General features: G+C 52.5%; 6 protein-coding genes. All 6 read right to left on the bottom strand.

Translation table 11 applies throughout. The features are described from left to right. Positions 1–26: 26 nt before the first annotated feature. Positions 27–1,427, bottom strand: a complete 1,401-nt coding sequence (locus ABD949_RS13555) for a RagB/SusD family nutrient uptake outer membrane protein (protein ID WP_345244280.1) — start codon at positions 1,425–1,427, stop codon at positions 27–29. Between the two features lie 76 nt (positions 1,428–1,503). Then, on the bottom strand, positions 1,504–4,509 hold the full coding sequence (locus tag ABD949_RS13560; protein WP_345244282.1) for a SusC/RagA family TonB-linked outer membrane protein: 3,006 nt from the start codon (positions 4,507–4,509) through the stop codon (positions 1,504–1,506). Between the two features lie 190 nt (positions 4,510–4,699). Continuing rightward, positions 4,700–6,298 (bottom strand): RagB/SusD family nutrient uptake outer membrane protein, encoded by a 1,599-nt coding sequence (locus ABD949_RS13565; protein ID WP_345244283.1) that lies wholly within the window; start codon positions 6,296–6,298, stop codon positions 4,700–4,702. A 74-nt stretch (positions 6,299–6,372) separates the two neighbouring features. Further along, positions 6,373–9,534, bottom strand: a complete 3,162-nt coding sequence (locus tag ABD949_RS13570; RefSeq protein WP_345244284.1) for a SusC/RagA family TonB-linked outer membrane protein — start codon at positions 9,532–9,534, stop codon at positions 6,373–6,375. 422 nt (positions 9,535–9,956) lie between these two features. After that, positions 9,957–10,532, bottom strand: a complete 576-nt coding sequence (locus ABD949_RS13575) for a hypothetical protein (protein ID WP_345244285.1) — start codon at positions 10,530–10,532, stop codon at positions 9,957–9,959. Between the two features lie 66 nt (positions 10,533–10,598). Then, positions 10,599–12,245: a SusD/RagB family nutrient-binding outer membrane lipoprotein gene (locus ABD949_RS13580; protein WP_345244286.1), complete on the bottom strand. Its 1,647-nt coding sequence runs from the start codon at positions 12,243–12,245 to the stop codon at positions 10,599–10,601. Positions 12,246–12,249: the final 4 nt, after the last annotated feature.

Consider the following 12,249-nt stretch of genomic DNA (forward strand, 5'->3'; position numbering starts at 1 on the left):
CTTTTGGTCAATAGGTCTTCCATTAATTAATACCCTGGGTTCTGCACCAGCAGGTTGTTGGCATCTATTTCCCGCTTCGGAATTGGCATCACCAGTTTAGGATCGTTCCAGGCCAGCGTTCCAACGCTCTGGCGGGTCCGCTTGATGTCGTGGATACGGAGGCCTTCAAAAGCCAGCTCCAGCACCCGCTCTCTCAGTACGTCCTCAACCGTTGGGCTACTAATGGGAGCTACCCCAGCCCGTAGTCGGACAGCATTCAGGTCGGCTGCCGGCGTGGCCCCGACCGCGCTACCCAAACGAAGGTTAGCTTCAGCCCGGATCAGCAACATCTCAGCCAGGCGAATAACAGGAATATTCGTGCCAAAATCACTCCACTTACCGGTATAATAGCGCGTTCCGTTCCCTTTCACACCAATGTAGAACAACTCCGTACGGCGAGCATCGTTCGGAGCGTATTGTTCAACAAACGAATTGAGGACCTGCACATCACCGCGCCCTACGGCTGAACCATTGGCCGGAATACTGGCGTAAAAGGTAGTAAGCCCGTCGTTGGAGGTACCCGGGTTGTTCTGCGTATTCTGCTGAATCTCAAAAATACTTTCGGCGGTATTTTTGCTCCGGAACGAGTTGGTGACGTTTTCATTCAGGCGAAACTTACCAGATTCAATCACCTGATTAGCGGCCGCCAGCGCCTTCGCATAGTCGGCCTGCTGAAGATACACGCGCGCCAGAAAGCCCAATGCCGAATACTTATCTGCCCGGAGCCCATTGTCCTCAGGTAACATTGTCGATGCCTTTTGCAGATCATCGAGTACCTGGTTATATACTTCGGCTACTGTATTCCGGGCCTGGGTTTCTGCCGCCTGCGCCTGGGTTTGCGTGGCCCGAAGCACGATAGGAACGCCCAACTGGTTATTCGCAGCGGTAGCGCCATAAGGCAGGGCAAACAAGCGCACTAACTCAAAATACATAATGCCTCGCAGGAAACGGGCTTCTCCTTCAAACGCTTTTTTCTGATCTGCATTCTGTACTTTGTCTAGCGACTCCAGTACGCTGTTGGCAATGTTGATAACCTGATAAGCGGTAATCCATGTTCTTTGCGATTCTGAGTTAGTTGCCAGCATCTGCTTGGTGGTTATCTCCCGGTATCCCTGAAAGGTACCCCTCCAGGCAACGTAGTTTTCGGAAGCCAGCAGCTCAGGTAAGAGGTTCAGGTTAGTACCGTAAAGTTCAGCATCGGCCAGACCGCCACCGAGCAAGCCGGCATTGACGCCGTATGCCCCAATCAGGGCACTCTGTATATCCTGAGCTGACGATAACGCCGTTGCCGCGTCAATTGACTGTTGGGGATTGAGATTCAACCGGTCATCGCAGGCAGAAAACCCGATTCCCAATGTCAGGCTTATGAATAATATGGTTTTTTTCATTGTAGAAATGAATGAAATAGCATTAATAGTTTGTAGGCATCCGGCAAGGATTAACAGGCTGCCAGATGCGTTTTCTTTAGAATCCTAAGTTAACCCCAACCGTGATGGTCCGGGCCTGAGGTGGCGTATAGAAGTCATGACCCAGGGCAATGTTGGTAAGCTGGTTGGTAGCGCCCAGGTAACCCGTGTTGACCTCAGGATCGTAGCCGTCATACTTTGTAAACGTGAGCAGGTTTAAGCCGGTCACATAGACGCGGGCCGACTGCACGAATACTTTACGCAACAGCTGGCTTGGGATATTGTACCCCAAACTGGCTGTTTTCAGCCGCAGAAAGGAGCCATCCTGCACCCAGCGCGATGAAACGCCGGTTCCATTACCGCCGTACAGTATTGCTTTGGGGACATCGGTAATATCACCCGGCTTCTGCCAGCGCCGAAGCTGATCTCTGGTCTGGTTATCGTAGTAGTCACCGTTCACCGACTGAAATACCCCGGCCGTATTATAAATGTCGTTGCCGTACACAAACTGGAACAGGAAGCTCAAATCAAATCCTTTATAGGAAAAGTTGTTGCTCAATCCTCCCGTAAAGTCCGGATTCGGATTACCAACAAATAATTCAGGAGCGGAAGCATAATCGGCAGTAGGTTCGCCATTGACACCTTCATATAGCGCATTGCCGTTTTGCGGATCAACACCTAAATATTTCTTACCGTAGAAAATAGCTAAGGGCTGGCCCTCCGTAACATAGCTCAGGAAACGGGAACTGGCCCGGATTGGCGCTACATTCAGCTTCGTAATCCGGTTTCTATTAAAGGCAATATTGAAGTTGGTCGACCACCGGAAGGCATTCACAAAATTCTGAGTGGTGATACTAAATTCAAGGCCCCGGTTGCGCAGGCTACCGATGTTCTTGGCAATAGACGTAAACCCGTTGGTAGCCGGTTGCGGCACATTCAGCAACAGATCTTCCGTAGTTTTGTCGTAGACATCGATCTGTCCATTGATGCGGTTATTCAGCACACCAAATTCCAACCCTAGATCCAACTGCTTGGACCGCTCCCAGCGGAGTTCGGTATTGGCCACTTGCGTCGGCCGGATACCTACCTGCTCGGCGTACGGAATGGCTGAGTACAAACCACGTGAAGCAAAGTTATCAATCTCCGAGTTTCCGGTTACCCCGTAGCTGGCACGCAGTTTCAGCAGACTGACTGCGGGAACCGCGTTTTTGATAAAGTCCTCATCGCTTAATATCCAGCCGACAGATACTGAAGGGAAAATACCGTACCGGTTATCAACCCCAAAACGGGATGAGCCATCGATCCGGCCTGTTAAGCCAAACAGGTAACGATCCCGAAACTTATAGTTTACCCGCGCCAGGTACGACACAATGCTGTATCCGGTCTCGGTTGAGTTGGCATCTGTTTTCTGACTGGCACTAGCCAGCTTCTGGAACTGGTCGGTCGGGAAATTCCGGGCCGTAGCCGAAACGGCCGATACCGTTTGCTCCTGGTAGGTAAGACCAGCCAGGGCGTCCAGGCTATGCTCAGCGCCGAAATTTTTCGAATACGACAGCGTGTTGTTGGTTGTCCAGTTGTTGGAGCGAGTCTGTGCCTGGTAGCCTTCCCCGTTTGGTGCCCCATCTTCGGTCAGACGTCCCTGATAAGTTTCTTCCTGCAGGTTCAGAATATCAAACCCGTATTCGCTCCGGAATGTCAGCCCCGGCAGCAGTTGATAGGACCCGAAAAGACTACCGAACGTGCGGTACGTTCTGGCGTAATTATTGGCATTGTTCGATTCAACCAGGTTGTTATAATACAATGTCTGGCGGTTATAGCCGGTCGGATCATTGGCATCAAAAATCGGCTGAATCGGCGGCAACGCGTTCAACTGCACCGGATTAGAGAATGCATTGTCGCCGGGCACTTTGCGGTTGTTGGTTCGCGCAAAAGCCAGACTGGTTCCGATGCTGAACTTGTTGGTGATGTTGTGATCCAGATTTAACCGGATGTTGTTTCGGTTAAATTTATTGTTGATAATGATACCGACCTGCTGGTTTGTTGATCCGGCCAGGTTAAAGCGGGTTTTTTCATTACCCCCATTGATATTGAAGTTAGCCTGATTGACCGAGCCTTGTTGAAAAGCAGCATCCGCCCAGTTGCTGTTAACTCCTGAATTCGGATCAAGTCCATAGCCAGGAAAACCATCACCAGGATCATCCAGCTCAATACCGGCGTTGGTAATCGCTTCCGAAAATAATTCTACGTACTCAGGCCCGTTCAGGAACTGACGCAGGCGGGTCGGCTTACTAAAACCGGTATAATAACCAACCTGTACATTGGTACGGCCGGCCTTGCCACGCTTGGTAGTGATCAGAACAACTCCATTGGAGGCCCGTGACCCGTAAATAGCCGCAGCGGATGCATCCTTCAGGATCTCGATCGACTCAATATCGTTCGGATCAATATCCGACAATGGACTAATTTTCTCGTTGTCAGTCGTATTCAGATCCTGCGATGTTATCGGAATGCCATCTAAAACATACAAGGGCTCATTGCTGGCCGAAATAGACGCGGCACCCCGAACCCGAATTTGTAAAGCCGCCCCTAACTTACCACTTCCCTGGGTGATTTGAACCCCCGGCGTACGCCCCTGCAAGGCGGTCTCAAAAGTAGTCACCGGCAAACGCGCAATCTCGTCGCCTTTGATGGTCACCTGTGATCCGGTCAGATCCCGGCGCTGCTGCGTACCATAACCTACCACCACCACCTCATTCAGGGACCGGGTGTCATTAGCTAACTTCACATCTACGGTAGTCCGGTTTCCAATGGAAACTTCCTGCGTTACCGCACCAATAAAACTAAATATCAGAGTTCCACCGGCGGATGGCACATTGATCGTATAATTACCGCTTGCATCTGACTGCGTGCCTCTGTTAGTGCCTTTTAGTTGGATGTTCACGCCCGGCACTGCGGTACCGTCTTCGGCGTTTGTGACCTTACCCGTCACCCGGCGATCCTGGGCCATAGCAGCCTGTACAAGCACTGCCAGTATACCCACCAAGAGTAATAGAGTTTTCCTCATAGACTGTGTTTTTAATTTGTTTCTAACGCGCAATGTAATAAATAACCCAGTAACAGATTAATTGAAGCGGTCATAAAAATAGACTTTTATAAAAATGCCAGGCATTTACAAAGTCGCAGAACGACCCCATTAAAGACAGAGCCCAGACAAAAACGTTGCCTGGGCTCTGTACTTTTTTATTTATTTTTTTTTAATACCCCGGATTCTGCTGCGTAGCCAGCGTCGGGTTGTTCACAATCTCTTCAATCGGAATAGGCCATATGAACCGGTAATCGCTGTACGGAATGCCCGCCTGGGTGGTAAAGGTGGTTGTGGGATCGTTGGTATACAGCGGCCCAAAATTAGATATACCGTTGCTCACCTTCACCGGAATGCCCGGAGCCTGCCGGTACACCGGATCGGGTGCCAGCCGGTGAATATCCAGCCATCGCATTCCTTCAGCCACAAATTCAATCCGGCGTTCGTTGAGGATCGCCTTCACCAGATCGGTATTGGATGCAAAACTTCCTGCGGTATAGCGGTTGGCCGCATCGGGCACGGCCCGGTTCCGTACGGCACTCAGCAGGGCTACCGCCCGGTCATTAACGCCCGTCGATGTACGCGCCAGGGCTTCGGCCAGGTTTAATAACACCTCCGCGTAACGGATAATCGGGGCATTGTCGGTGCGGGTAGTCGGATCCGAATATTTCTTGCTGAAATAAGCTCCCCGTCCCGGCGACGTTACCGGATCTTTCGACACCATCAAATCCGACTTCCGAATATCATTCGCCGGGAAGAACGGCTGGTTCCACAGCAGCGGACTAATGGCAATAATGGCCCGGCCGTTGAGCGAAGCTGCCGTGTACATGGTACCGGGGGCACCATTTACACCGGCATTGTCGACGTCATTGTTCTCAATGGAGAAAATTGACTCCGTATTGCTCTTGTTACCGGCACCGAACGGCCCGTATGGCGATGCTGTCAGTTGATATCCCCCAATTGGGCTAGTAAAAGGAGCAGCCTGGGGAACAAGCTTATTCGCTTCCGTAATCACTGCCTCCCAGTTGTTCTGGTGAAGCCGGACGCGGGTTTTCAGCGCAATGGCGGCTCCACGGGTGGCCCTGGTAATGCGGGCGGCCCGGGTAACGGGCAGGTTCTGCTCGGCAAAATCAAGGTCGGCCAGGATTTGCGTATATACTTCGGCCACCGTATTGCGCGGCTGCTGGACAGCCTGATCGACCGAGGAACCACCCGTTACCGGCGTGGTTCGGTACGGTATCCCCAGGTTAGTGGTCGGGTTATCCGCAAAGGGTCGCGCAAAATGGACAACCAGGTAGTGGTGGCCCAGCGCCCGCAGAAAACGTAACTCGCCAATGTACGAATTAATCTGTGCCTGCGTCAGCTGAGCCGTGGGCTGTACGGTACTCAAACCCTGTAGCACGACATTAGCCCGGTTGATCATGGCGTACGTTGTTTGCCAGAAGAATCCATTATTGGGCGATGTTGCATCGTAGGTATTCTGATAGGTAACGGCATAGAACGCCTGCGTACTGATCATGTCTTCACCCCGCATATCGCCCTGCTGGAGGTGTGCCGCACCAAACGGATATCCGCGCACGGCTCCGGCCAGGTAGAAACCGGATTGAGCGCCATCGTACACCCCGGCTACGGCCAGTTCAATACGCTCGGGGGTCTGAAAGGCCGTAGTCTCCGATAACGAGTTCTGCGGCTCCAGGTCATTCACCTGACAGGAAGTTACCGCCAGCAACCCCGTCAGCAACGCTATTGTACCTAATTTATATGTAGTCATAAAATCGTTTAAGGTTTGAGGCTTGAAGTTTCAGGTTTCAGCAAGAGGTCTGAAACCTGAAACTTCAAACAATTTTAGAAGCCAACGTTTACGCCGAAGTTGACAAACCGTATCTGCGGGTTTGAGTTGTAATCAACGCCAAACTGGTTGAAGTTCGTGTCTCCGCTCTGGTTGAAGTTCAGCTCGGGATCCAGTCCGGTGTACTTCGTAAACGTAAAGGCGTTCTGCACCTGCGCAAACAGCCGGATGCTGCTGATCGGGAAAGAGGCTCCGGGATTGAACAACGTCTTTGGGAAGGTATAGCCCAGAATGATGTTCTGAATCCGCACGAAATCGCCCGACTCTACAAAGCGGCTGATCGTCTGCCCGTTGAAGTTGATGATATTACCCCGGTTGATATACAGTCGGGGCACTTCCGTATTGGTATTATCCGCCCGCCAGCGCTGCAGAATTTCGCGGCCATTGTTGTTAAAGTCCTGGTTCAGCAGTGTCTCCTGGCGGGTTACGTTCATGATCTTGTTGCCGCCCGAGAAGCGTACAAATACTTCCAGATCCAGACCTTTCCAGCTAAAGGAGTTGGTCAGACCGCCAAAGTAAGTAGGCTGGGTATTCCCCAAAATCCGCCGGTCACCCCCATTCGCTATGTCTACCGAACTTAATGCAGCCCCCTGCGTATTGGTCGCGTTTGTCGGGTTGGCCGGGTCATAGAACGAGTAACCACCCGTGTTTACGTCGCGCTGCACCAGACGACCATCTCCTTTCCGGAACAGCGGATTGCCATTGCCGGGGTTTACGCCTGCCGACTCATAGCCATACAGGGCACTGATAGACTGCCCTACCCGGTTGATGGTATACGTAAACGTAATATCCTGGTCTACACCCTGCGGGTTTTTGTTCAGCTCCACAATCCGGTTTTTAATGGTGGTGAAGTTGGCGTTGACGTTCCACCGGAAACCTTCCCGGTTAATGGCGTCGACGTTTACCCCAAACTCAAAGCCCTGGTTGTACATCCGGCCAACGTTCCGGCTGATGGAGTTGCCCGGAACCCCCAGCGAGGGCGCGGTTGGTGCCGCCAGAATGATGCCGTCGATGTTGTTGCGAAAAAAGTCAAACGTACCCGTGATCCGGTTATTAAGGAACGACAGGTCCAGACCAACACCAAATTTCTTACTGGCCTCCCAACGCAGATCCGGGTTGCCGGCCTGACCGTAACCGATACCATTCTGCGTAGCATACTGCGCCGACGAGAACAGACCAGCGTACGGGAAGGCTCCAATGTCCACGTTTCCTACCTCGGCGTAACTAGCCCGGATTTTGGCGTCATTCATCACCTGCCCTACGCCCGAATTCCGGTAGAACTCCTCCTGCCCAAGGCGGTAGCCCACTGAACCACCGAGGAACGTACCCCGCCGATTAGCGGCCGGCAACGATGAGATCCCATCATTCCGCGCACTGAAGCTGAACAGGTATTTATCCTGGAAACTATACAGGATACGGCCGAAGTACGAGTCGAAGCCCGTCGGGGTAAACAAGCCACTCGACGTCTGGGTGGCGTAGGTACCCGTTACCAGACCATTCTGCTGGAAGAACCGGTCGGAGAAATTCTGACCGCCGGAGGTAAATGAAGACACATCGGTTTTCTGGTACTCGACCCCCAGGGTTACGTTGAAATTGTGCGGTCCAAAATCCTTGTCGATGTTCAGCAGGTTCTGCCAGTTCCAGCGGGTAAGTTCCCGCGAGGTCCGGCTAACCAGACCGTTGGAGCCCCGGCCATCTCCATGACGGGGATCCCATGACAGGAAGTCGCGCAGGCTGGTGAGGTCGGCCCCGATCTGCGTCCGGAAGTTCAGCCAGTCGGTGAAATTAAATTGCAGATAACCATTGGCCAGGGCCCGGTTGGTAGCCGCCTGAAATAGATTGTTATTCAGGACGAAAGCAATGTTGGTGTAGTTATTATCGATGTTCCGCAGGTTAGCGCCGTTGCCCAGTACCGCGCCATCCGGCGAAACATTGTAGCCGGTCGGATGAGTGGCACTAAAGATGGGTACGTTCGGGAACAAACGGGCTGCGTTGGCAATATTACCCGAAAGCGCATTGGAACCGGTATTAAGACCGGTATTCTGCGTGCGGGCCACCTGTACTTTAGCCCCTACCGTCAGGAACCGGTTGATGGTATGATCGATATTGGTCAGGAACGAATACCGGTTCTGCGCGTTCGGACGGATAGCGCCTGTGATGTTGTTATAGCCAAGCGAATAGTAATACGTGGTCTTCTCCCCACCGCCCGTTACGCTCAGGTTATAGTTCTGCGATACGCCGGTCCGGAATATCTGCTCCTGCCAGTCGGTATTGGTGTTGACCGAGTCGAGCCGGGCCTGCGCCTGAAGACCGGCATTGGTAAACTTCTCATTGGCGACCTCTACAAACTCCTGGGCATTCAGCAGATCGAAGCGGGAGATAGGCCGGGTGAATCCGCCCTGAATGTCGAGGTTTACCTTAACTCCAGCGCCTTTACGGCCTCGCTTGGTCGTAATCAGGATCACCCCGTTGGCCGCCCGCGAGCCGTAGATGGCGGTAGCGGCCCCATCTTTCAGAATTTCATAAGACTCAATATCCTGCGGGTTAATATCGCCCAGCGGGTTCGTAGAGGTTACCCCACTCTGGTTACCCGTAATGATGGGAACGCCATCGACCACGATGAGCGGCTGCGTACCGGACGTAATGGAATTGGTACCCCGAATCCGGATGATCGGCGGCTGCCCGATTATACCCGAAGGAATGGTTACCTGCACCCCAGCAGCCCGCCCGGCGAGTTGCTGGTCAAAGCTGGGCGTGGCCAGATTGGCAATTGCCTGACCACCAATAGATGATATGGAGGAGGTAACGCGGGTACGCTGTGCCGTACCATACCCAATTACAACCACTTCACTCAGTTGCCGGGTATCAGAAGAAAGGACAACGTCAACCGCCGTCCGGTTATTGACGGGCACATCTCTTGAGGTATAACCGATAAAGCTAAAACTCAGCGTTGAGTTATTATCTGCTTCAATAGTATAGGCTCCGTTCGCATCGGTCGTTGTACCCCGCTGGGTCCCCTTCACTACTACACTCACACCTGGTAGTCCGCTACCATCTTCCTGCGATGTCACTCTCCCGGTTACACGGACAGGTTGGGCAAACGCACCACCCACCAGCACCAAAAGAGAAAAAATGCTTAGTAAAAAGCGTTTCCTCATAATAATTAGTTAGGTTAAATTTAATTTAGATAAACAGCAAAAGATGCCGGCTTTCATCAGCCGGTATCAGAAAATATAATAAAAGATTTGATTAGCTGTGCAAGGTCTACTTATAGCCCATAAAGGGCGGTTAATTGCCACGATCGCTTATCGGGCCGGAGAGCGGGTAATCGATTAGTCTGTCGGGTAGTGTTTTTCATCTTAGTTTTTAGTTTAGTTCAGGTAAAATGGTATCTTCCTCCAAGGTAACTCATACGCTATAGTAAATGTTTAATGATTTGCTGGTCTATATTTCTGATTCGTCCACCTATCCATCCGGCTTTGCCTGCCCGTCCTACACCGTTGCTGCTTTCACACAGGCACAAAAAAGCCGGCGAGTACCATACTCGCCGGCTCCGGAAACGCTGATCCAATCGCTTTGCCTACTGCACCACGTTCAGGCGGTAGAAGAAAGGAGAACTGTAAAAGGCTCCTCCGGTGATATTCAAACCCGTGTTCTTTGCGGTAAACGATTTTCCGTTTGTTAATCGCATCACCGCATTAATCTCAAACCGGTCTCCCGCCGAAATATCCTCGTTGGTCAGCTTGGTAGCCGTTAAGGCTTCGGCGCCGGTTACCGAAATGGTTGCTCTTGGGTAGCCGGTTTGTGGATCCTTGGCATACGCAGAGGCCGGGATCGACTTCAGGGGTACTTCGGCGGTAGTCTTGGTGCCATTCGCCGGCGTCGCATCCACAAACTTGATGGTCAGGTCATACGAGGCCAGCAGTGATCCCTGGTTCGGGGTTACCGCTTCGGCAACAAGCTCCATTTTCGTACCTGCCATATTGGCCTTACTGACGCTGAACGTAGACGCGGCAACCGGATACGGTGTCACGGTACGCATATACCCACCGCTCTCCAGGTTAAAATCGTCTAACTTCTCAACCATCTGTGTTTTACAGGCCATTGTCAGCAGCCCGAACCCCAGCAGGATTGACAGCGCTTTCTGATAGTTCATATCTGTGTTTTTTAAAAGTTAGTGTTGTCAATCACTCCTCCCGCAGCAGGAGCGATCAGGAATGGGTTACTTGACAAATCCGGCCGGATTAGTATCCCAGAACACCGGGACGGTTACGTTTGCCTTTTGTTTGGCATTACTGTTCCGGGCGATGTAGGAGGTCGGGTAATAGAACGAGCGGACAAACTGGCCCGGATTAGGGTCCAGCGCAGGCTGCTGGTTGGCGGGCTTGCCGGTACGGCGGTATAGGTTATAAGCCTCGACACCGTTCCCGTACAGCGCAATCCAGTACTCAGTAGCAACAATATTCAGCTTTTCGTCTGCCGTAGCCGCTGCATCATAGTCAGCCAGTACTTTCGTTACGTACTTACTTACCTCATCGGCCCACACCATTTTCTGGTCGGTCTCGAAAGCCGTGATCTTACCGCCTTCGGTTGTACCCAGGGCGGTGGCCCGAACGTCGGCCATTGATTTTTCGATGGCCGATTTCAGCAGGGCTTTCGCATCGCCCGTTGTTCCCAGCGTCAGCGCGGCTTCGGCCAGCATAAAGTCAACAAACGAGCGCATCATGATCGGGTGGATACCCGCCCCACCGGCACCGGCTCCCAGCGATACAGGACGTCCGGCATCGTTATCAAACAAGCCACCGGCCGGGTATACCCCCCAGGCGGTACGGCGCAGGCCATCTGGTGGAATACCCTCGTTGCTCAGGTGATCGCGTCCCCAGTAACCAATGGTGGTGGGTAAACAAAACACATCGTTGGGACCGTAGTGTGCCGGTTTCTGGTTGGTGATACAACGCAGTTCGTTTACGTCTTTAGTGTTTGCCGTAACCTGGCGGTAGAAATAGTAGCGGATGCGCGGGTCCGGAAAGCCCTTACTCTGGTACATATGGCCCATGTAGGAGTTCGACTGGTAGTCGCCACCGCCGGTGGGGGAATACTGACCGGCATAACGGGGATGACGGGTATCCGGGTTGGTCAGGTTCGTGCCGTACTTAAATACAAAGTTCTGCGCAGCTGTTGTCACCAGTCGGTTCCCGGTGATCAGGGCGTTGATAGCGTTGGTAGCGCCTGCTTTGTCGACCAGCCGCCGGTTCAGCAGCATTTTCAGTTTCAATGAATTCGCAACCCGAATCCAGCTATCCGTATTACCGCCGTAGTACAGATCGCCCGTTGCGCCGGCTCTTGCCTTGGCGTTGAAGTTTTCGATAGCCTTGTCAAGATCCGCCAGCGCGGCCGTGTAGATACTGGCCCCACCGTCAACTTTAGGGTTGAAATTAGCCGGGTCGAGAGCCTCTGAGTAAGGTACATCGCCGTATACATCAACCAGATTTGCCAGCACAGAGGCTCTTAGCGTACGGGCAATACCCGCATGAACAAACAATTCACCACTCTCTGCCAGCGGAATCAGGGCTTTCACATCGTTCAGGATACCGGCATAAGCCGTTGTCCAGGTACCATCCTGCCCACCCGGCGACACGGCGTTATCGTAAAACGCAGCGCCCTGGTTCAGCATGCGGGTAAGCCGCATACCGGGGTCACTCACCTGATTGAAGTGTGCTGCATAGCTCACCTCAACCTGGTTCAGCAGATAGTTTATATCGGTGTTATTGGTCGTTACCGCATTCGGATTGTCGAGCAGATCCAGTTTGCAGGAACTAACCAATACCGTACACAGAGTCAGAATTGGTATTACTAGTCTTTTTATCATTGTA

The organism is Nibrella saemangeumensis (assembly GCF_039541915.1).
In the GTDB taxonomy this organism is placed as follows: Bacteria; Bacteroidota; Bacteroidia; order Cytophagales; family Spirosomataceae; genus Nibrella; species Nibrella saemangeumensis.

What these genes read in the sequence shown, in the direction of transcription:
- ABD949_RS13560 (WP_345244282.1), bottom strand. Translation starts at nt 4,509, where the DNA reads ATGAGGAAAACTCTATTACTCTTGGTGGGTATACTGGCAGTGCTTGTA.
- ABD949_RS13575 (WP_345244285.1), bottom strand. Translation starts at nt 10,532, where the DNA reads ATGAACTATCAGAAAGCGCTGTCAATCCTGCTGGGGTTCGGGCTGCTG.
- ABD949_RS13565 (WP_345244283.1), bottom strand. Translation starts at nt 6,298, where the DNA reads ATGACTACATATAAATTAGGTACAATAGCGTTGCTGACGGGGTTGCTG.
- ABD949_RS13555 (WP_345244280.1), bottom strand. Translation starts at nt 1,427, where the DNA reads ATGAAAAAAACCATATTATTCATAAGCCTGACATTGGGAATCGGGTTT.
- ABD949_RS13570 (WP_345244284.1), bottom strand. Translation starts at nt 9,534, where the DNA reads ATGAGGAAACGCTTTTTACTAAGCATTTTTTCTCTTTTGGTGCTGGTG.
- ABD949_RS13580 (WP_345244286.1), bottom strand. Translation starts at nt 12,245, where the DNA reads ATGATAAAAAGACTAGTAATACCAATTCTGACTCTGTGTACGGTATTG.